This is a genomic window from Exiguobacterium sp. SH4S7 (assembly GCF_004336795.1).
Lineage (GTDB): Bacteria > Bacillota > Bacilli > Exiguobacteriales > Exiguobacteriaceae > Exiguobacterium > Exiguobacterium aurantiacum_A.
The window spans coordinates 316,820-336,258 of sequence record NZ_SJUT01000003.1; the positions used below are offsets into that span (position 1 = coordinate 316,820).

The following is a 19,439-nucleotide window of genomic DNA, read 5'->3' on the forward strand; positions in this document are numbered from 1 at the left end:
TTCCCCCGATCATATGACTGAGATGTTGCCTGATACAATCCGTACGACTGCCAAGATCGCGAGTCCGGTCAAGATACCAGCCACGATCCATTCGGTTTTCGTCAACGTCTTAATTCCGTTCTCACGCTGCGCTTTAATATAGAGCAGCGTCCCTGGTGCATACAGAAGTGTCGTGAGCAGTAAATAGTCGATACCGGCCGCGTAGATCAACCAGATCCCGTAAATCGAGGCGACCGCACCGATAATAAGGTCACGCGTCCGACGTTCCCCGGCATCATAGCCAATCCCGTTTTTGGCGACTTTGACTTGGTAGAACGCCGAGAACGCATACGGGATCAAGATGGCGCTCGAAGCGAGTGAGAACGCAAAGTTATAAGCAGCGTCTGAGAACAGGAAGGTGAAGAGGAACAACTGAATCAACCCGTTTGTGAGCCAGAGTGCATTGGCCGGTGCGTTATTTTTATTCTCTTTCGTGAACCATTTCGGGAAGACACCGTCTTTACCGGCGACAAATGGGATTTCCGCCGCAAGCAACGTCCATCCAAGCCAAGCACCGAGTACCGAGATGACGAGGCCCCCGTTGATCAGCATCGCGCCCCACGGTCCGACAGCCGATTCGAGCAAGTACGCCATCGCCGGTTGCGAAGCGTTCGCCACGCTCTCAGGGTTCAGCAATCCGAGTGACATGATCGAGATGAGCAAGTAAATGACGAGCGTACCGAGTAAGCCGATGACGGTCGCTTTCCCGACGTCCGAGCGCTTACGGGCCCGGCCCGACAAGACGACCGCCCCTTCGACACCGATGAATACCCAAAGCGTGACGAGCATCGTCGACACGACTTGGTCTCTCACACTGCCCCACGAGAAGCCGCCTTGGCCCCAAAAGTCGAACGTGAAGTTATCGATATTGAAGAAGAACAAGGTGATGGTGATAAAGGCAAAAATCGGAACGAGTTTCGCGATTGTCGTGATGATGTTGATCATCGATGCTTCGTGGATGCCTCGTAAAATCAACGAGTGTACGAGCCACAACATGATGGAGGCGCCGATAATCGAGGCGATGTTTTGACCACCTTCAAAGATCGGGAAGAAGTAACCGACCGAACTGAACAATAGTGTGGCGTAGGCAACGTTACCGAGCCAAGCGGATAACCAATAGCCCCACGCCGAGTTGAAGCCGACGAACTGGCCAAATCCGGCGCGAGCGTAACTGTATACCCCGCCGTCTAGATCAGGGCGACGCATCGTCAAGTTCTGAAAACTGAGACCGAGCGTGATAATCCCGATACCGGTGATGACCCACCCGATCAAAATAGCTCCGGCGTTCGCGCCTTGGGCCAAATCGGCCGCCAAGTTGAAGGCGCCCCCTCCAATCATCGAACCGACGACGAGGGCTGTCAGTGCACCAAGACCTAACCGTTGATCTTTTTTGCCAGGACTTGCACCAGCCGAACCACCTGAGTCATGATCTAATTTAGTAGACATATAACTCATCCCTTCCGTTTAGTACGAATGAGGAGGACATGCCTCCTCGTTCGTCAGCGTTCGAGCCATTCAAACGTATCGGTGAGTGTCGCCGCCATGACGGCTTTGATCGTGTGCATCCGATTTTCCGCCTGATCGAACACGTATGAATGGCGGCTGCGGAACACCTCGTCGGTCACTTCCATCTCTTTCAGTCCATATTGTTCATGAATCGCTCGCCCGACCTCGGTCTCTAAATCGTGGAACGCCGGCAGGCAATGCAGAAACATGACGTCTTTATTTCCGGTCTTCTCGACCATGTCCATATTCACTTGGTACGGATGAAGGAGCTTGATCCGCTCTTCATATTCAGCTTCTTCGCCCATCGATACCCACACATCGGTATAGATGACGTCCGCATCAGCGACAGCTTCGTCGATGCTCTCCGTCAAGGTGATGCGTGCTCCTGTTTCAGCCGCGACCGAACGCGCGTAATCGACGACCTCGTCAGACGGCCAGAGCGATTTCGGCGCACAGATTCGCATGTCCATGCCGACTTTGGCACCACCGATCAACAGCGTGTTGCCCATATTGTTGCGTCCATCTCCAACGTAGACGAAACGAATGCCAGCCAAATCACCTTTTTGTTCTTTGACGGTTAAGAAGTCGGCCAAAATTTGCGTCGGATGATACAAGTCCGTCAAACCGTTCCAAACCGGGACCCCGCCATCCCGTGCAAGACCTTCCACCGTTTCGTGAGCGAAGCCACGGAATTGGATGCCGTCGAACATGCGTCCAAGCACGATCGCCGTATCACGGACCGATTCTTTTTTTCCGAACTGGATATCCGATTTCCCGAGGTATTCAGGATGCATGCCGAGGTCGATTGCCGCAACTGTGAACGCACAGCGCGTCCGTGTCGACGGTTTTTCAAACAAGAGCGCCACGTTCTTGCCTTCACAAATCCGGTGGGGAATCCCTTGTTTCTTTTGACGTTTGAACGCTGCTGATAAGTCGATCAAGTAGTTCAGTTCGTCCCGCGAAAACTCGTTAAGCGATAAAAAATGACGACCTTTCAAATCAAAGTTGAACGTTGTGGACATGTGTGTCTCCTCCTCGTTAAATATCTTCACGGATAATTGGACAACTCATACAACGCGGGCCTCCACGGCCTCGTGATAACTCACTCGACATGATTTCGATGACTTCGACCCCTTCTGAACGGAGCAGCTCGTTCGACACGTAGTTCCGGTCATACGTAACGACGACACCTGGGGCGATTGCGAGCGTGTTCGACCCATCGTTCCATTGCTCGCGCGCCGCAGCGATGGGGTCGCCCCCACCACATGGGATCAACACGATTTCCTCTAGGCCGAGAGCCGATTTCAACACTTTCAACAAATCAGTGTGTTGCGTGATGTGCAGCTCACCTTCCGCGTTCAACGTCAGCTCGAAGATGTTCATCTTGCCGCCCGGTCCTTGGATGAAAGGATGGATCGTGAACTTATCGTGGTCGACCATCGTGAAGACGGTATCAAGGTGCATGAACGCACGCGACTTCGGAATCTCGATGGCGATGACTTTCTTGAACGTGCCCCCGTTCGCGAGCAAGTTGAGGGCAACGCGCTCGATTCCTTGGGCGGTCGTCCGTTCCGATATCCCGATGGCGACGACTTCTTTTGATAGGACGAGTTCGTCCCCGCCTTCCATCGCGAACCGATAGTCACGATCCGACCAGATCGGGATATCATGCTTCGCAAAGCGTGGATGGTATCTCATAATATATTGCGTGAACAGTGATTCGCGGCGACGCGCCGGTTCTTTCATGCGATTGATCGACAAGCCGTTCCCAATCGCCGCGGCCGGGTCGCGCGTGAAGTACAGGTTCGGCATCGGGTCGAGAAAGAACGGATACGTGTCCTCGATCATCTCGTGCAGATGACGGCGCTTTTCGCGCTTGATCTCGGTTTTACGGATACCGGCCATGACCGTCTCGATCAACTGTTCGTTATCATAAGCGAGTAAATACTCTTTGAGCGTCTCGTATGAACCGTTAATATTTGATTTTGATTCCGAAAGAATGTCGGCGACGAATCGTTCACGTACGCCAGGCAGCGATAGTGTCTCTGCCATCAAGTTTTCTAAATAGAGCACCTCGACGCCCCGGTTTTGTAGCACGCTCGCAAAGTAGTCGTGCTCTTTTTGAATGACCGGCAAATGTGGAATGTCGTCGAACAAGAGTCGTTCCAAATACTCCGGCGTCAAATTTTCAAGTTCGCGTCCTGGACGCTTCAATAGTACAGTCCTTAGTTCACCAATTTCTGAATACACGTGAATCGGATGTTTCAGCGTTGTATCCCGTGCGGTCAATTGATCCGTCATCGATATCATCTCGCTTCCTCCTAGTGATTCGGGTGTGTTTCTACCCTTACATTATCAACTTACCCGATTCCGAGGCGGGTAATTCCGACGTTCTGATTGTGGTCGATTCCACAAAAAAATGGATACAATATAAGTCAAACTGAATGAACAAACGGTTGTGAATCAATGAACAAGGAGAGAGCAACGGTTGGGATGGATACACGATGTATGAACTGTGAATAAAATCCATTATTTTTTCTTTTCAAATTAAGGTACGATAACGACAGGATACGAAAAATGACTTTAGAAAAGGAAGTGAGTCGATGGCCATCGAACGTACAGAACGCGCGCGTCATGAAGCCCAAGTGACAGCGCTCATCCAAAAAGGGGATCCGGTCGATTTCCGCGACGTGTTTTTAACACTTCACCCGGGTGAACAGGCCGACATCTTCATCGAACTTAACCAACCCGATCGGGCGTTTGTATACAGCGCTTTATCACCTGAAGAGTACACCGATTTATTTGAAAAATTAGAGCTCGATGAACAACAGCAGTTCATCCAAGAAATGCCACGCCCGTATGCGGTCAGCGTCTTAAACGATATGTTCTCGGATAATGCCGCCGACCTCATGACCGAACTTCCGGACGATTTCATGAACGAACTGTTCGAACAGATGGACGAGACCGAGGCGACCGAGGTCAAAGACTTGATGCGCTATCCAGATGATACGGCCGGTGCCATCATGACGACCGAGTTCATCGTGTTACAGGCCGACAAAACGATCGGGGCGACACTCGAAGAGTTGCGTGACCTCGGTCCTGAAGCTGAGACAATTTACTATTTATATGTAATCGATGTAGACCGACGTCTCGTCGGCGTTGTGTCGCTCCGTGATTTGATCGTTTCCCCGCTCGACCATCTCATCGCTGACATCATGGGGCGGCGGGTCGTTTCGGCCCACGTCATGACCGATCAAGAAGACTTGGCCCGAACCGTCCAAAAGTATGACTTGCTCGCGCTCCCGGTCATCGATAGCGATGATCACCTGCTCGGCATCATCACCGTCGACGACGTCATGGACGTCATCGAACGCGAGACGACCGAAGACTTTGAAGAGCTGTCCGCGACGAAAGGCTCGTCTGACATCAACATGGGCCCGGTCGAGGCAGCGAAAAAACGTGCCCCTTGGATCATCAGCCTCATGTTCCTCGGGATGATCACCGCATCGACGATCGGTGGATTTGAAGATACGCTCGAGACGATCGTTTTGCTCGCCGTCTTCATGCCACTCGTCATGGGATCGGCCGGAAACGCCGCCACCCAGTCGCTCGTCGTCGCCGTACGTTCGATTGCGCTCGGCACGATCAATCGGAAAAATGTCGCCAAGATGATTCGCCGGGAGTTCGGAACCGGTGTCCTGCTTGGACTCGCCTGTATGGTCGTTATTTTCGGGGTCATCACGGTCCTGTACGATAGCGCCTTGATCGGCATGATCGTCGGCTTGTCGATTTTCGCCTCACTGAGCGTTGCCACGATTGTCGGTACACTCGTCCCGCTCTTGATCAACCGCCTGAAACTCGATCCGGCCGTGGCCTCGGGTCCATTCATCACGACGGTCGTGGACAATCTCGGATTGATCATCTACTTCACTGTCGCCACTTCATTGCTTCGCTTTTTCTGACACCTGACGTTTCAGGTGTCTTTTTTCGTGTGAGCTTTGTTACGGTTTGTTTACAAAAGCGATGATGGGAAATAATTATCGTGCCAGGCGGGTAATTACGAAAAGTACTTATAGATAAGAAGTAATACAAGGAGGGATAAATAGTGACGATTCAACAAGTTATATACATATTAGTGACCGGAGCCTTATTCATGGGACTCGTCGCTTACGTATCCTATCGCCTGACAAAAGGAAAAGTCGACAGCGCCGATGATTATTTCTTGGCTGGTCGCGGGCTGACCGGTCTCTTCATCGCCGGGTCACTCCTGCTCACAAACTTATCGGCCGAGCAGTTGATCGGCTTGAACGGGCAGTCGTTCGCCGGCAACATGTCGGCGATGGCATGGGAAGTGACGGCCGGGATTGCCGCCATCATCATGGCACTATTCCTACTGCCACGCTTTCTCGGCATCGGGATCACGACGATTCCTGAGTTTTTAAGTCAACGCTATGACGAGGACGTCCGGCGCTTGACCGTCCTCTTGTTCTTGTTCGGTTACATGTGCGTCACGATTCCGTCGATGCTCTATTCCGGCGGCCTCGCGGTCCTTCAGCTCTTCGACGTGCCCGAACTGCTCGGAATCAGCTTTGAACAGTCACTTTGGCTCGTCATTTGGTTCATCGGTATCATCGGCGCTATCTACGCCATTTTCGGCGGCCTCCGCGCCGTTGCGGTGTCGGATACACTCAACGGCATCGGGCTCATCATCATCGGCTTCCTCGTCCCGACGCTCGGCTTTATCGCACTCGGTGACGGCAGCGTCGTCGAAGGGATGAAGACGATCGCGACGTCGAACCCTGAAAAGTTGAACGCGATCGGGTCATCGAACGACTCGGTGCCATTCCTATCCATCTTCACCGGAATGATTTTCGCGAACTTGTTCTACTGGGCGTTGAATCAATATGTCATTCAACGGGCTCTTGGGGCTAAAAACCTCGCCGAAGGACAAAAAGGTGTCCTCTTCACCGGTTATTTGAAGTTGCTCGTTCCGATCTTTATGCTGCTTCCAGGCATCATCGCGTTTCACTTATACGGCACGAACATGGACAAGGCAGACCTCGCCTATCCGAGTTTGATCGCCGATTTGTTACCGACGTGGCTCATGGGCTTCTTCCTCGCCGTCTTGCTCGGCGCGGTGTTCAGCTCGTTCAACTCATTGCTGAACAGTATCGCCACACTGTTCGTGCTCGACATTTATAAACCGAAGTTCAAACCCGATGCCTCGGACAAAGATTTGATCCGGGTCAGCAAATGGTTCGGGACGTTCGTCGCGCTCGTCTCGTTCTTCGTCGCACCGAACTTGATGTACGCGCCGGACGGTCTTTGGGACTTGATTCGCCGTTTCACCGGTTTCTTCAACATCCCGATTCTCGTCGTCGTCTTGATTGGCATGCTCGTCAAGCGCGTGCCGCCGATCGCCGCTAAAATCGTCATCGGCTTCCACGTCATCACGTACTACTTCTTAGTCTGGGGTATGAAACAGTGGTTCGGATTTGACCTTGGCATCAACTTCATCCACATCTACGGCATCTTGTTCGTCATCGAGACGAGTATCATGTTGTTGTTCGCCAAACTGCGTCCGATGCAACAAATCAAGCCGATCCGGATCGACCTCGGTCGGGTGAAACCTTGGCGTCATGCGATCTCGACGTCAATCATCCTCGTCGCCTCGATGGTGTTCGTCTACTTCGTCTTCTCTCCGATCGGTCTCGCCTATGCGGACGGGATCGTCTCGGGCTGGTTCTGGCCAGCGACGCTGACATTGTTCGCCGCGACGAGCGGTCTCGTCTGGGTATCGTACCGGTACTGGCTCCCGAGATACGAGGTGTACTTGAACAACCTTGGAACGACCGAAACCGAGATCGAAGAAAAAGCGAGCGGCGGGTGACCTGCCTCTTTACAAAAACACCGTTCCTGCTGAAATGAATCAGTTCGAACGGTGTTTTTTCATCTGCAAAATCGCCTCACCATAAGAATGACACCTATCATTTTTCCATTATTTAGGTTAATGTGTAATGGTATGATTTACATACTTAGAAACGGAAAGGAACAGCCAAACGTCGGAGGTCCACTCATGAATACTAATTGGTCAGATTTTGAAATCTCATCCGCTTTTTCAGGCACATGTCTCGCTGTCCGAAAGCATGACCTATTAATCGAACGCCAACAAGGATATGCGAATCGTTCCGAACAACTGCCAAACCGTGACGTGACTCGGTTCGGGATCGCCTCTGGCTGTAAGTTGTTCACGGCGATCGCCATCTGTCAGCTCGTCGAACAAGGGAAGCTGGCGTTTACTTCGCTGCTCCGAGACTGTCTATCCCTTGATTTACCTAAGTTTGATACACGTGTGACAGTCGAAACGTTACTCACTCATACGTCAGGCATCCCGGACTATTTTGATGAATCCGTCATGGACGACTTTGAAGAGTTATGGCAACAACGTCCGATGTATCAGCTAAGACGATTGAGCGACTTTTTGCCCATGTTCCAGCAACAGTCAATGAAACATGAAATCGGCGAATTCCACTATAATAACGCCGGTTACATTTTGCTCGGTCTCATTGTCGAACAAGCGAGCGGATTGACGTTCTCGGATTACATCGAACAGTTCGTCTTCACACCGGCCGGCATGACCGACTCCGGTTACTTCTCGCTTGACGCCCTGCCTGCCGATACGGCGCTCGGCTATATCAACAATCCGGACGGTTCATGGCGGACAAACCAGTACTCTATTCCCGTCAAAGGCGGTTCGGACGGAGGGGCGTTCGTGACGGTGGCCGACATGGCCAAACTATGGGACGCGTTGCTCAGGCATCGTCTTCTCGGTCAACAGATGACAACGCGGTTATTGACACCTCACGTGACCGTCAATGACCGGGGCGGACATTACGGGTATGGCGTCTGGATTCAACTCGAACCTAACGAAGAGGTATTCAAATATCACGTGATGGGCTACGATCCCGGTGTCAGCTTCCATTCCGCCTATTACCCTGCTTTAGAAGTCACTTCTGTCGTCTGTTCGAACGAGTCAGAGGGGGCGTTTGATGTGATGAAAGCGATTGAAGTGAAAGTGGGTGCGTCTTGATGATCATCCGTCTTTACGATGAACGAGATTTTGAACAGATTCAAGCGTTGAACGAAGCTGAGGGCTGGCACCAGCTCGTTCGTCAAGATGAGTTGACAAAAGAAGCATGGCGCCGCTCGAACATCGCTTTCGTCATCGAGTCTGAAACGGGACACGTGATCGCCTATCTTCGCGGTTTGACCGACACAAAAGTCAGCCTTTACGTGTGCGAGTTGCTCATCGCTGCTTCGCACCGCCGGCTTGGCCTCGGGGAACGGTTATTGACACACGTCCATGCACTCTATCCTGAGACACGACTCGAGATGCTCGCGAGCGCTTCCTCGCATACGTATTATGAACGCTTGAACTTCCGCCCCTTCTACGGTTTTCGAAAAACGATTCACGAATAGGAGAGAATTTATTTGAAACTTGCCCTTGTCACCGGTGCGTCACGCGGTCTCGGCCGTGCTGTCGCCGAAGAACTGTCGAGACGAAACTACGACGTCATCAACCTATCACGCTCGCAATCACGCGATTTAACGTTCAAACATATCGAAGTCGATTTATCCGACGTATCGAGTACACTTCGAGCCCTTGACCAAATCAAGCCGTACATCGCTGACGCCACGTCGCTACTCATCATCCAAAATGCGGCGTTGATCGAACCGATTCATCGGGCCGGCCACCTCGACACGGAGCAGCTCACCGCTCACGTTCAGGCGAATCTGCTCGCCCCGATGCTGATCACGAACGCCGTCCTCGCTTACGATGTGCCCGTCTCGCTCATCCACGTGACGTCAGGTGCCGCCAAACGTCCGATCTCGGGGTGGAGCGCCTACTGCGGCACGAAAGCTGGACTCGACCACTTTAGTGAGACCGTCGCGCTCGAACTAGAAGGAACGAGACATCGCCTCGCCTTGTTCAACCCGGGCGTGATGGACACATCCATGCAACAGACGATCCGCGCGTCTTCACGAGAAGCGTTTCAAGATGTCGAACAGTTTCAAGCTTACGAGACGGAAGGAAAACTCCGCTCGCCTGAGACGGTCGGCCGCGTCCTCGTCGAGCAGTTGATCGACAAGCCGTTTGTCAATGGAAAAACGTATACCATCCACGACCTCATCTAATTTTCAACCAGGTATAAAAATAGACCAACCCTGTCTCGTTTGACCGGCTACACTAGAGTCAAATCAAATGAGAAAGGGTGGCGTGATGTATGAAGACTATAGCGGGAGGATTGCTGTTTTTCGGGATATTCAGCCTCGTGCTATCGTTCACGATGATTGGAGATATCGCGATCGTCGGAGCGTTGGTGAGCGGTGTGTCCCTGCTGTGTAGCGTCGGACTCTGGTTCGGTGCCACGGAAGTGATGCGTATGCGTATGGACATGAGCGAAGTCAAAAAAACGTCTTTCCCTTCTGAATAAGGGAAAGACGTTTTGGATTCAGTTTTGGTTATCGGTCTCATCTTCAAAGTCATCATCGGCAAACTCTTCAAAATCGTACTCTTCGAAGTCTGCCTCATCGATAAAGATGTCACGATCATTGACGACGTGAATCGGGCCATTGGCCACATCGATTCGAATCGTCCATGCCCATGGAATGCGCAGTCGGCTATATACGCCCGTCCAGAATTCCATCGATTCTTGCTCGTATCGTTCGAACTCTGTCAGTAACTCTTTAAACGTTACTCCTGACAACTGGAAGTTTGATTCTTGGATTCGCTCGAGCGCGTTATGTGTCGCTTCAAGCTCCGCCGCGCGGACCATCTCTTCGGCAGTCGCCATTTCGAGAATAGTTCCATCTGGTGGCAGAATGTCGTATACGTTGAACAATTCGCCTTCTTCTACTTCTACTTCTTCATCAAACTCATAGTCGTCGTGCCGCATGCTTCATTCCTCCTCACTCTAATTGAATCTACTACATTGTACCATTCCACACCTCGTTATAACGAAACATTCGCGTATATATTTTCCAGAGTGGGTAATGATACAAAGGGAACAGATTTGCCATACAGAAAGGGGCCAATTTACAATGAACGACTCATTTCAAGCACTCGTGCTCGACAAGCGTGACGACCGACTCCATTCCGAGGTGACTGAGGTCGAGCTCGACTCACTACCTAAAGAAGAGGACGGCAACGTCCTCGTCGAGGTCCATTATTCGGCACTCAACTACAAAGACGCCCTCGGATTGACCGGATCGGGCAAAATCGTCAGCCATTATCCGTTCATCCCAGGCTGCGAATTTGTCGGGAAAGTCACCGAATCTGATCATCTTGATTTCAAGCCTGGGGACGAAGTCATCGCGACCGGCTTTGGCATCGGTGAGCGTCATTTCGGTGGCTTCAGCCAGTTTGCACAAGTTCCAGGAAATTGGCTCGTGAAATTACCGAAAGGCATGAACATGCGAGATGCCATCACGATCGGGACACCCGGACTGACCGCCATGTTCGCGATTGAGGCACTCGAACACGAAGGCGTTCATCCCGGTCAAGAAGTGCTCGTCACGGGAGCATCCGGAGGAGTTGGAAGTTTCTCGATTGCCTTGCTCCATAAACTCGGCTATCACGCCATTGCCTCGACTGGAAAAACAGATTCATCTTATTTAACTGATCTCGGTGCTGAACAGACAATACCACGCAGTGAATTGGAAGGACCCCCCCGACCACTCGCTCGCCAACGGTTCGATGCTGCGATCGACTCGATCGGTGGTAACACACTCGCAAATATTTTAAGCCAAACCCGATACGAAGGAACCGTCGCCGCTTGTGGACTAGTTGGAGGGCACGAACTTCCTGCGACCGTCTACCCGTTCATCCTGCGAGGCGTCCGTCTCGTCGGCATCGATTCGGTCATGCAGCCGGTCGCAAGACGAGTGACGGCGTGGGAGCGTCTACACGAGCTGATCGAACCGCACGTACTCAACCAGATGGTGCACGAGATCCCGCTCCATGACGTCCCGCGTCAAGCCGAGGCGATGATGCGCGGTGAGCTGAGTGGCCGGACCGTCGTCCGCATGAACGACTAAACGTCAAAGAAGGGCTGAATCCAACGATTCAGCCCTTCTTCTGTATGCTTGGTAATGAAATTCAAACGGCCGGTTCTTGGCCTTTTAATTTTTTCAGTTCTTCTAACAAGATATCCGATTCATTGAACGGGATCGCTTCGCTGCCGACACGTTCGACATGGTCGTGCCCTTTTCCGACGACGACGATGCGCTTGCCGTCGAGCGCTTGCACGGCCGCATGGTGCAACGCGTCTCTTCGTGCTTCAAACGTCACATAATGCGTGTCCGCGTCGATCCCTTCGAGCAGCCCGTCAATGATTTGCTTCGGATTTTCGGTTCGGACATCATGTACCGTCACAATCAAATCGTCCGAATAGCGGCTCGCGATGCGTCCCATCTCAGCCCGTTTCGTCGGGTCACGGTCTCCGGCCGCGCTCAAGACGACGACGAGCTGCCGCTCCCCTTTTTGTAAAGTGGACAGACATTTTTCAAGCCCGTCCGGTGTATGGGCGTAGTCGATATAAATCTCCGCATCTTCCGTGTCAAGCCGCTCGAGACGACCTTTCGGAAGTGTGAGCCCTGGAACATTATCGATAATCGCGCGAAGCATGAGCTCCGACGTCGAGACGAGACCGATGGCCGCGGCCAAGTTGGCAGCGTTGAACGATCCCATAAAGTGAACAGGTGCTTCGATTGTCATCGCGTTCATTTTGATGCGGACGGTGTGACCTAGCCAGATGACTTGAATATCGGCCGGGACGTCTGCGTGCGTACTGTACATGACTTTCCGCCGTGTAGGTGCGAATGCGGCCATCGTCTCGCTCGCCGGGTCTTCCGCGTTCAAGATGATGGCGTCGCCGTCCGTAGTTTCAACTTGTTCGAATAGACGCGCTTTCGCCCGTGCGTATTCATCCATTGAACGGTGGTAGTCGAGGTGGTCGTGCGTCAAGTTCGTAAACGCCGCCGCATGGAAGCGGACTCCTTCGACGCGCCCTTCCATCATGGCGTGCGACGATACTTCGACGACACAGTCGGTCACCCCGGCATCTGCCATTTCGGCCAAGATGCGGTGCAAGACGACGGCTTCTGGCGTCGTGTTAGGCGTCTTTAACTTCTTATCTTTATAACGGGCTCCAATCGTACTGACAATCCCGACCGGACGTCCTGATAAACGAAATAAATCATATGTTAACGTAGCAGTCGTCGTCTTCCCGTTCGTACCGGTGACGCCGTAAATTCGCATCCGATGGGACGGGTGGTCGTAAAACGCGCTCGCCACCACTCCGGCCGTTCGTTTCGTATCGGCAACGACAATGTTTGGCACCTCGAGGTCAAGCGGAGATTCAGAAATCACCGCGCTCGCTCCTTTAGAGACAGCGTCTTCGGCGAATTCATGTCCGTCCACCGTATAACCACGGATGCATATAAACAAATTCCCTGGACTGACCTTTCTGGAATCTGTTTCAATTCCGGTCACCCATGGATCACATTCGATATCATCCATCTCATTTCCTAGAATGGCGGATAAATGTTTCGTCCTCATGCTGTGTACTTCCTTTCTCATGGGTGTCGCTAGGTTAACAAACCTTATCGTCATGGTACTAGATTTTAGGCTGAAATAGAGATGACAAATATATTACTTCCCTCTTTCATAGGAAAACATACGTCTAACTAGAAAATTCCTAGCCCATAACGGGACTAGGAATTCATTTCGCTATCCGTGAACCGAAGTCCTTGTTCAGCGAAAGCACTCTTTAACAATCGAAACACACTCGGTCCGACACCATGCATCACGGCGATCTTCATTCTCGGATAAGCCGTGAGTTGTTCGAGCGTATCAGTAGAGGCGGCAGTGCGCGTTCTGCCGGCGCCGAACATTTGGGGAGTGGCGTCATCCGACTCCCTCTTCTCCTCCAAATTTCCGGTCGACCATCGGGAGGCAGGCGAGGATGCGCTCGATGCAAAACGTCCGCCGGGCTTGCTTCATGATGTCCCATGCGATTACTTGTTCCCCTTGTAGCTTCATCAACTTGACCCGTCGCTTCGAGATGATCCCGTGACGATCCACATACATCAATTCGACGACCCGGCCCATCCGCATCCAACGCGTCACTTCATCCTTCATCCTGCCCCCTCCTTTGTTACATTCATTATACAGAACATTTGTTCCCGTTTCTAATCTAAAGGTGTACGTTTGAGTAATTTCCCGTATGCTAGAAGAAACGAATCTTTTGTGAAAGGGGTACGCCCGTCATGACATACGTCATGTTGGCCGTTTTGGCCATCTTCTTATTTATTTCCATGATTTTTGCCGCCAAGGCGTTGCCGAACTTGAAAGACGTCTTATTCAACCGCGGAAGCTTGTTCGGTCAAGAGAGCGAGACCGTCACGTGCCCGAACTGTAAACAGACGTTCAAACGGGCACCGGGCAGTAGCCAAACCTGCCCCCACTGCTATCATTCATTTTGACCTAAAACACCCGAAGACCCGCATAAACGGTTCTTCGGGTGTTTTTGAATGTGCTCCGCGGTCAAAGTAACCGTTTACGGCGCGGTGATTAGTGAAATATAATCATTACTTATTTAGCCGATTGACCACCGCGACCAAAACATGAGAGAACTGGACCCTCTGAAGGAGTTTACAATGTCATTTATTACCGACCGCGAATTGTACGAACGCATCCAACAAAAAGACGCCCTCGCTTTAGAACTCCTATACAACCGTTACGAACGCATATTATACGCCGTCACACTGCGTTTGACGACACGCCCTGACTTGGCGGAAGCCGCCCTCGTGACCGTGTTCACCGATCTTTGGCACAGTCACGTCTCATTTGATTTTTCCACGAGAACGGTTCGGTCCCATTTGCTCGCGAGCGCGCAACAATCGGCACTCCGTTTCGCTTAAAGTGCATGAAGTGAACTAGTGCGACCGTGTCTCCTGCACAAACCGCATCAACACCTCTAGTATTCCTTCCGCATAACTTCCCGCGGTCACACGATCGTGCTCAGACTTGGCTTGCTCCGTCCCGTTGCCGAGGACGTATCCGTTACCGACGTGCTTCAACATCGCCAAGTCGTTTCCACTGTCACCGAACGCATACGCTTCGCCCACTTGAAATGCACAGCGGGTACAGACGTAATCGACCGCGGCGGTCTTCCCGGCTCCGCGTGGGATGAAGTCGATATCATACGCCCCGACGGGATCTCCGGCGAGCGGATTGCAGCGACTGACGTTGACCGCGATCCCAAAATCACGAGCGGCCGTTTGGATACGCTCTAGCTCGACTTCATCTTCACCGAAGTAATAATAGTTGTGCATCCACGCGTTCGTCCCCATGTTCGTCTGCGGCTCAATCGTGAGCGCATGGTGAGTCACGACCTGTTCGACACGGCGAGAGAAATCAGACGGGAACAGTGACTGGAAGTTCGAGTCTAGCTCGAGTTCTCCTGCAGTTGTGACATGGTATAACTCTGTCCCGAGGCTCGAGGCGATCCGATGCGGAAAGTAGCGCATGTCGGCCCGCCTCACCTTCTCAGCAATCGTCTCAAGCGAGCTCCCCGTCACCCACATCGTCGAAAACCGATGGGAGTGCTGCTCGAGAAAATCTTCAAGCCGCCGCAAGTGCTCGAGCTGTTCAGCCGTACACGCATGCGGGAAATACGTCTCGTCGAAATCAAAACAGACGAACGTCCGCCCCTCGTTCGTAAATCGTTTCATGGTCATCCTCCTTGTGTCGTCATACCCCATCTCGTATAGTAAAAGGACGAAAGGAATGAGCGACATGAAAAATCGATTAAGTCGGTACTACTGTCAGTATAGCGGAATCCTGATCGGTTTCGCCCTCGTCTTCGCCTTTTTGTCCGGCGTGCGGACGTATCCGTTCTGGCATCAGTCGCTGTCAAACGGGCCCGCGCTTGTCATGACACTCGTCACGGCGGCGCTCTTCAGCTACGCGACACATCAGCTGCTCACCTACTTGAATTTACGACTCTTCCGTCAAATCGGGGATGCAACTTCCACGTGTTCACGTTGAACACGATGGATACATACGACTATTCACAAAATAGTCATAATCAAATAGGCATCCATTTGACGATTCTATCCGTTAGATAAATACAAGGGACTCCCTTCATGAGTAAAGGAGAACGCCATGACTGATATTGAATTGTATGAGCGCGTCAGGAAAAAAGACAAGCAAGCGCTCGAAACACTATATGACCGCTACGAACGAATCTTATACGCGTTCGTCATGCAACTGACGAAAGACCGCGATCTCGCCGAAGAAGCGATGCAAGAAGTCTTCATCAAGCTGTGGCGCGGCGGCGGTGTGTACGACGAGTCGAAAGGCAAGTTCAAATCGTGGCTGTTCACGATGAGCCGACACGTCACGATCGACTTGATTCGAAAACGCAAACCCGATTTACAGCTCGATGAATCATATGCTGAAGCGATTCCTTCCCCGTCCCCTTCTGTCGAGACCGAGGTCGAGTGGCAAGAAGAACGGGCCCAAATCGAGACGGCGATGGCCGAGTTGCCGGTCGAGCAACAAAAAGTCGTCCGGCTCATGTATTTCCAAGGTCTCAGCCAGCAGAAAATTGCCGATGCGTGCGACATCCCGCTCGGTACCGTAAAAGGAAGGATTCGATTAGCGCTGAAACAGTTACGAAAACATCTATCCCATGACGATATAGATAAGGAGGTGGAACGATGAACGCCTGTGACCAATTGATCGACTATTTCAACCAACATTTAACGGAAGACGAACGGATTCGCTTCGAGGCACATTTAGCAACATGCCAAACGTGCCAAGAAGAACTCGAACAACTCGAGGCACTCGTCGGAGGCGTCGCGTTCCTCTCTGAGCCGACCGAACCACCGAGCGGCATGAAGGCTCGCATCCTCGACAACGTCTTTGCCGAAGACACAACTGAACCGAAGCTCGTCAAAGCCGAACCGGCTCCCGTCACACCGTTCACGGAAACCCGTAAGAAGCAGAAGTCTTCGTGGGGAGCGCTCGCACTCGCGGCCGCACTCGTCCTCTCACTCGTCGGTAACGGCTATCTGTTGATGAATCAAGACGAGCCGACCGCGATTACCTTGACCGATACGGTGCCACTCGAAGGCGAATCAGAAGGGGTCGCCTACTTGGCCGAACAAGACGGCGATCGCCAACTCATCGTCCAGACGAACGGCCTCGCACCGCTCGAGGCGAACGAAGTGTATCAAGTCTGGTTGCTCAAGGACGAATCTCCGATTCCGACCGGTGCGTTCGTCACAGACGATAAAGGCAACGGTACCGTCATCTATACGCTCGACTCGACCGAGTCAGCGACAGATTGGGACACGGTCGCCGTCACGAAAGAGCCTGAACGGGGCAATCAAACACCCGAGGGCGACATCGTGTTAAGTGCCAGTCTCTGACATAGAACCGGATGACTTTACGCGTGAAGCGTAGGTGTCATCCGGTTCTTTTTTCGTTATGATGAGAGAAAGGAGTGGTACATATGAGAAAACCGAAAATCGGTGTCGTCGGCCTCGGCGGCATCGCCCAAAAAGCGTATTTGCCCATCTTGACGAACAGCACCTCGTTCGAACTCGTCGGCGCCTACTCTCCGACACAGGCTAAACGGGATGAAATTTGTCGGGCATATCGGATGGAATCGTTCACGGGACTCGATTCGCTCGCCTCGTCCGTCGATGCAGCGTTCGTCCATAGTTCGACCGAGACGCATTACGAGGTCGTTTCTTACTTACTCGCGCACGGCGTCGACGTGTACGTCGACAAGCCGCTCGCCGCAACCGTCGAACAGGCCGAACGGCTCGTCGAAACGGCAGAACGTACGAACCGCAAGCTGATGGTCGGCTTTAACCGTCGCTTCGCCCCGATGTATAATCAAGTGAAGGCAGCGGCCCCGTTCCACTCGCTCGACTTCGTCAAGCACCGAGGGGACGGCTTGCGCGGACACGATTACCGGTTCACGTTACTCGACGATTACTTGCACGTCGTCGACACGCTCCGCTATTTTACCGGAAGTGACTTACGGCTCGTGACGGGACAGATCGAGACGACCGCATCGAACGGACTCCATTTCGCACGTCACGTCTGGCAAGATGAAAACGGCCTGCATACGACGTCGATGCACCGCAAGGCGGGCGTCAATCACGAAGGGCTCGTCGCCATCAAGGACGGACTCCGTTTGACGGTCGATGAAATGGTGACGCTCAATCGCTTCGAGCACGGCACGCATTCGACCGAGACGTTTGGTTCGTGGGATACGTTGCTCACGCAACGCGGCTTCCAAGGAGCAATCGATCACTTCATCACGGCGCTGACTGACGATACCCCGATTTTGACGGACGGACGCGAGGCGTTGCTCACCCAACAACTAGTCACAGACTTGTTCAGCAGACGCTGAGAGGAGGAAAAATCAGATGGATTTCTTTTTCTACATCATGATCATCGCCGTCATCGCCATCGCCTCGGACACAATCATCAAGACGCGCAAAGCCCGCATCGAGGAGCTGCGGCTCAAAGTCGAGCAAGAAAAGCTGGCAATCCAGCGGCTCGAACTCGAGATGAAGCGCGACCAGGACAAATTGGATGACCACGGATTTTAAAAAGACGGTCGACCCTTCATTGGGCCGACCGTTCGTGTTATAAAATGTTTCGTTCGTATGAAGCCGTCACGTCGAGGCGACGCTTTTGGCGCCGTTCGACGAGTGTCGACCAGGTGACGGCCGTGACGATACAGGCAGCGCCGATGAAAAAGTTTCGGTCGAGCTGTTCGCCGAGAACGAGCCAACCGAGATAACCTCCGACGAGCGGCTGAAAGAAGAAGAACAACGACCCGACGCTCGCATCCATCAGTTCGAGTCCTTTGTTCCAAAAGAAGAACGCCCCGGCCGTCGAGATGATGCCGACGTATAAAACGCTGAGCCAAAGGACGCTCGTCATGTCTGGAACGCCAGACTGCACGACTTCTAGCCCCATGAGTGGTGTCATCAAGACGAAGGCGATCCCAATCGCGAACGTCGTGATCGTCAGAGACGAGACCGTTTGCGAGGCGACTTTGACATACACGGACATGAGCGCCCAGGTGATGGCGGCACCGACCAAGACGAGGCTGCCAAGCAAATACGTCCCATCGACGTGCCAGCCGACGACGATGATGACGCCGAGCGTCGCTAAGACGAGTGACCCAATTTTGACAGGTGTGAGCTGCTCTTTCAAAATCAACCGGGCGAACAACACCATGAACGCCGGCGTCGCTGCTGTCACGAGTGAACCGGTGTGGGCATCGGACAGCTTCGTGCCGATGAATTGGAATGAGATCGAGGCGACGTAACCGATCACACCGACGAGCGTGATCCATTTCAAATCCTCGCGCCTCACTTGTTCACGACCGAACAACGACCATGCCGCGAACAAGACGATGAACGCGACGGCGTAGCGCATCCAGACGAGCGTGAACGGCTCGATGAACCCGAGCGCATACTTACTGACGACGTACATCCCGCCCCAAATGCTAGCGGCGAGCGCCAAACTGATGGCACCGAGCCATTCCTTGCGCATCTTCATCCCTCCTTTGATTCCTAACTAATACGACGTCCATCGAATGAACTCCTGTTTTTCAACCGTTGTCGAAATTCAAGAAATCGCTTACACTAGTTGTATCGATGATCGAAAGGAGGGAGAAAGGTGAACTTTGTCGGACGTACGCACTGGTCAACTGAACATTTGTACATTTTGCGTGCGATTTTTCACGATGTTGCTTAACCATAGGACCCGTCTGTCCTGTTTTAGACATTGTTGA

At 52.5% G+C, this 19,439-nt stretch carries 22 protein-coding genes; 14 read left to right on the forward strand and 8 right to left on the reverse strand.

Annotated elements, in window-relative coordinates; translation table 11 throughout:
- Nucleotides 1-9: 9 nt before the first annotated feature.
- From arcD to arcA, 3 genes are read right to left on the reverse strand one after another with little or no spacing between them, the layout of a single operon-like run.
- Complete coding sequence (gene arcD, locus EVJ29_RS08345; RefSeq protein ID WP_131504962.1) at nt 10-1,485, reverse strand: arginine-ornithine antiporter; 1,476 nt, start codon at nt 1,483-1,485, stop codon at nt 10-12.
- A gap of 53 nt (nt 1,486-1,538) precedes the next feature.
- On the reverse strand, nt 1,539-2,567 hold the full coding sequence (gene argF, locus EVJ29_RS08350) for an ornithine carbamoyltransferase (protein WP_070329153.1): 1,029 nt from the start codon (nt 2,565-2,567) through the stop codon (nt 1,539-1,541).
- A gap of 16 nt (nt 2,568-2,583) precedes the next feature.
- A complete protein-coding gene (gene arcA / locus EVJ29_RS08355; RefSeq protein ID WP_131464961.1) occupies nt 2,584-3,813 on the reverse strand; it encodes an arginine deiminase in 1,230 nt (409 codons plus the stop codon).
- 335 nt (nt 3,814-4,148) lie between these two features.
- On the opposite strand from arcA, the gene mgtE reads away from it, so the two are divergent.
- The 6 genes from mgtE to EVJ29_RS08385 all read left to right on the forward strand — a co-directional run bounded on the left by mgtE (nt 4,149) and on the right by EVJ29_RS08385 (nt 10,040).
- Nucleotides 4,149-5,507: a magnesium transporter gene (mgtE, locus tag EVJ29_RS08360; RefSeq protein ID WP_131504963.1), complete on the forward strand. Its 1,359-nt coding sequence runs from the start codon at nt 4,149-4,151 to the stop codon at nt 5,505-5,507.
- Nucleotides 5,508-5,650: 143 nt separating this feature from the next.
- Nucleotides 5,651-7,435 (forward strand): solute:sodium symporter family transporter, encoded by a 1,785-nt coding sequence (locus tag EVJ29_RS08365; RefSeq protein WP_131504964.1) that lies wholly within the window; start codon nt 5,651-5,653, stop codon nt 7,433-7,435.
- Nucleotides 7,436-7,621: 186 nt separating this feature from the next.
- Nucleotides 7,622-8,635 carry a serine hydrolase domain-containing protein gene (locus tag EVJ29_RS08370; protein WP_131464759.1) on the forward strand — a complete coding sequence of 338 codons (1,014 nt, stop codon included), beginning with the start codon at nt 7,622-7,624 and terminating at the stop codon, nt 8,633-8,635.
- On the forward strand, nt 8,635-9,024 hold the full coding sequence (locus tag EVJ29_RS08375; RefSeq protein WP_070329157.1) for a GNAT family N-acetyltransferase: 390 nt from the start codon (nt 8,635-8,637) through the stop codon (nt 9,022-9,024). The genes EVJ29_RS08370 and EVJ29_RS08375 overlap by 1 nt, the downstream gene beginning before the upstream one ends.
- Before the next feature lie 12 nt (nt 9,025-9,036).
- On the forward strand, nt 9,037-9,741 hold the full coding sequence (locus EVJ29_RS08380; protein WP_070329158.1) for an SDR family NAD(P)-dependent oxidoreductase: 705 nt from the start codon (nt 9,037-9,039) through the stop codon (nt 9,739-9,741).
- Nucleotides 9,742-9,830: 89 nt separating this feature from the next.
- Nucleotides 9,831-10,040, forward strand: coding sequence for a hypothetical protein (locus tag EVJ29_RS08385; protein ID WP_070329159.1), 210 nt, complete (start codon nt 9,831-9,833; stop codon nt 10,038-10,040).
- Nucleotides 10,041-10,058: 18 nt separating this feature from the next.
- Here EVJ29_RS08385 and EVJ29_RS08390 read toward each other — a convergent pair whose 3' ends face one another.
- Nucleotides 10,059-10,502: a hypothetical protein gene (locus tag EVJ29_RS08390; protein ID WP_070329160.1), complete on the reverse strand. Its 444-nt coding sequence runs from the start codon at nt 10,500-10,502 to the stop codon at nt 10,059-10,061.
- A 145-nt stretch (nt 10,503-10,647) separates the two neighbouring features.
- Here EVJ29_RS08390 and EVJ29_RS08395 point away from each other — a divergent pair, with 145 nt between their 5' ends.
- Complete coding sequence (locus tag EVJ29_RS08395) at nt 10,648-11,643, forward strand: MDR family oxidoreductase (RefSeq protein WP_131464761.1); 996 nt, start codon at nt 10,648-10,650, stop codon at nt 11,641-11,643.
- Between the two features lie 61 nt (nt 11,644-11,704).
- Here the strand turns inward: EVJ29_RS08395 and EVJ29_RS08400 are convergent, their stop codons facing one another.
- Both EVJ29_RS08400 and EVJ29_RS08405 read right to left on the reverse strand, forming a co-directional pair.
- Complete coding sequence (locus tag EVJ29_RS08400; protein ID WP_330857364.1) at nt 11,705-13,219, reverse strand: UDP-N-acetylmuramoyl-L-alanyl-D-glutamate--2,6-diaminopimelate ligase; 1,515 nt, start codon at nt 13,217-13,219, stop codon at nt 11,705-11,707.
- Nucleotides 13,220-13,513: 294 nt separating this feature from the next.
- Complete coding sequence (locus EVJ29_RS08405; protein WP_070329164.1) at nt 13,514-13,747, reverse strand: hypothetical protein; 234 nt, start codon at nt 13,745-13,747, stop codon at nt 13,514-13,516.
- A gap of 128 nt (nt 13,748-13,875) precedes the next feature.
- Between EVJ29_RS08405 and EVJ29_RS08410 the strand changes: the two genes are divergently transcribed.
- Both EVJ29_RS08410 and EVJ29_RS08415 read left to right on the forward strand, forming a co-directional pair.
- Nucleotides 13,876-14,091 (forward strand): zinc-ribbon domain-containing protein, encoded by a 216-nt coding sequence (locus EVJ29_RS08410; protein ID WP_236633483.1) that lies wholly within the window; start codon nt 13,876-13,878, stop codon nt 14,089-14,091.
- 174 nt (nt 14,092-14,265) lie between these two features.
- Complete coding sequence (locus EVJ29_RS08415) at nt 14,266-14,529, forward strand: hypothetical protein (protein ID WP_131504965.1); 264 nt, start codon at nt 14,266-14,268, stop codon at nt 14,527-14,529.
- 15 nt (nt 14,530-14,544) lie between these two features.
- Here EVJ29_RS08415 and EVJ29_RS08420 read toward each other — a convergent pair whose 3' ends face one another.
- Nucleotides 14,545-15,342 carry an HAD-IIB family hydrolase gene (locus tag EVJ29_RS08420; RefSeq protein WP_161567342.1) on the reverse strand — a complete coding sequence of 266 codons (798 nt, stop codon included), beginning with the start codon at nt 15,340-15,342 and terminating at the stop codon, nt 14,545-14,547.
- A gap of 64 nt (nt 15,343-15,406) precedes the next feature.
- Between EVJ29_RS08420 and EVJ29_RS08425 the strand changes: the two genes are divergently transcribed.
- The 5 genes from EVJ29_RS08425 to EVJ29_RS08445 all read left to right on the forward strand — a co-directional run bounded on the left by EVJ29_RS08425 (nt 15,407) and on the right by EVJ29_RS08445 (nt 18,243).
- Nucleotides 15,407-15,658 carry a hypothetical protein gene (locus tag EVJ29_RS08425; protein WP_070329166.1) on the forward strand — a complete coding sequence of 84 codons (252 nt, stop codon included), beginning with the start codon at nt 15,407-15,409 and terminating at the stop codon, nt 15,656-15,658.
- A 117-nt stretch (nt 15,659-15,775) separates the two neighbouring features.
- A complete protein-coding gene (locus EVJ29_RS08430) occupies nt 15,776-16,336 on the forward strand; it encodes an RNA polymerase sigma factor (RefSeq protein ID WP_070329168.1) in 561 nt (186 codons plus the stop codon).
- Nucleotides 16,333-17,046, forward strand: coding sequence for an anti-sigma factor (locus EVJ29_RS08435; protein ID WP_070329169.1), 714 nt, complete (start codon nt 16,333-16,335; stop codon nt 17,044-17,046). The genes EVJ29_RS08430 and EVJ29_RS08435 overlap by 4 nt, the downstream gene beginning before the upstream one ends.
- A gap of 83 nt (nt 17,047-17,129) precedes the next feature.
- The gene (locus EVJ29_RS08440) at nt 17,130-18,041 is read left to right on the forward strand and encodes a Gfo/Idh/MocA family protein (protein WP_131504967.1); all 912 of its coding nucleotides are present in this window, start codon (nt 17,130-17,132) and stop codon (nt 18,039-18,041) included.
- 16 nt (nt 18,042-18,057) lie between these two features.
- Entirely contained in the window at nt 18,058-18,243 is a 186-nt protein-coding gene (locus EVJ29_RS08445) for a hypothetical protein (RefSeq protein ID WP_070329171.1), read from the forward strand.
- 37 nt (nt 18,244-18,280) lie between these two features.
- On the opposite strand, the gene EVJ29_RS08450 is transcribed toward EVJ29_RS08445, so the two are convergent.
- The gene (locus EVJ29_RS08450) at nt 18,281-19,198 is read right to left on the reverse strand and encodes a DMT family transporter (protein WP_070329172.1); all 918 of its coding nucleotides are present in this window, start codon (nt 19,196-19,198) and stop codon (nt 18,281-18,283) included.
- Nucleotides 19,199-19,439 lie beyond the last annotated feature (241 nt).

Coding starts and splice junctions, on each gene's coding strand:
- arcD (WP_131504962.1), bottom strand. CDS start 1,485: ATGTCTACTAAATTAGATCATGACTCAGGTGGTTCGGCTGGTGCAAGT.
- EVJ29_RS08390 (WP_070329160.1), bottom strand. CDS start 10,502: ATGCGGCACGACGACTATGAGTTTGATGAAGAAGTAGAAGTAGAAGAA.
- EVJ29_RS08400 (WP_330857364.1), bottom strand. CDS start 13,219: ATGACGATAAGGTTTGTTAACCTAGCGACACCCATGAGAAAGGAAGTA.
- EVJ29_RS08405 (WP_070329164.1), bottom strand. CDS start 13,747: ATGAAGGATGAAGTGACGCGTTGGATGCGGATGGGCCGGGTCGTCGAA.
- EVJ29_RS08430 (WP_070329168.1), top strand. CDS start 15,776: ATGACTGATATTGAATTGTATGAGCGCGTCAGGAAAAAAGACAAGCAA.
- EVJ29_RS08395 (WP_131464761.1), top strand. CDS start 10,648: ATGAACGACTCATTTCAAGCACTCGTGCTCGACAAGCGTGACGACCGA.
- argF (WP_070329153.1), bottom strand. CDS start 2,567: ATGTCCACAACGTTCAACTTTGATTTGAAAGGTCGTCATTTTTTATCG.
- EVJ29_RS08370 (WP_131464759.1), top strand. CDS start 7,622: ATGAATACTAATTGGTCAGATTTTGAAATCTCATCCGCTTTTTCAGGC.
- mgtE (WP_131504963.1), top strand. CDS start 4,149: ATGGCCATCGAACGTACAGAACGCGCGCGTCATGAAGCCCAAGTGACA.
- EVJ29_RS08415 (WP_131504965.1), top strand. CDS start 14,266: ATGTCATTTATTACCGACCGCGAATTGTACGAACGCATCCAACAAAAA.
- EVJ29_RS08445 (WP_070329171.1), top strand. CDS start 18,058: ATGGATTTCTTTTTCTACATCATGATCATCGCCGTCATCGCCATCGCC.
- EVJ29_RS08385 (WP_070329159.1), top strand. CDS start 9,831: ATGAAGACTATAGCGGGAGGATTGCTGTTTTTCGGGATATTCAGCCTC.
- EVJ29_RS08435 (WP_070329169.1), top strand. CDS start 16,333: ATGAACGCCTGTGACCAATTGATCGACTATTTCAACCAACATTTAACG.
- EVJ29_RS08450 (WP_070329172.1), bottom strand. CDS start 19,198: ATGCGCAAGGAATGGCTCGGTGCCATCAGTTTGGCGCTCGCCGCTAGC.
- EVJ29_RS08420 (WP_161567342.1), bottom strand. CDS start 15,342: ATGAAACGATTTACGAACGAGGGGCGGACGTTCGTCTGTTTTGATTTC.
- EVJ29_RS08410 (WP_236633483.1), top strand. CDS start 13,876: ATGACATACGTCATGTTGGCCGTTTTGGCCATCTTCTTATTTATTTCC.
- EVJ29_RS08425 (WP_070329166.1), top strand. CDS start 15,407: ATGAAAAATCGATTAAGTCGGTACTACTGTCAGTATAGCGGAATCCTG.
- EVJ29_RS08440 (WP_131504967.1), top strand. CDS start 17,130: ATGAGAAAACCGAAAATCGGTGTCGTCGGCCTCGGCGGCATCGCCCAA.
- EVJ29_RS08375 (WP_070329157.1), top strand. CDS start 8,635: ATGATCATCCGTCTTTACGATGAACGAGATTTTGAACAGATTCAAGCG.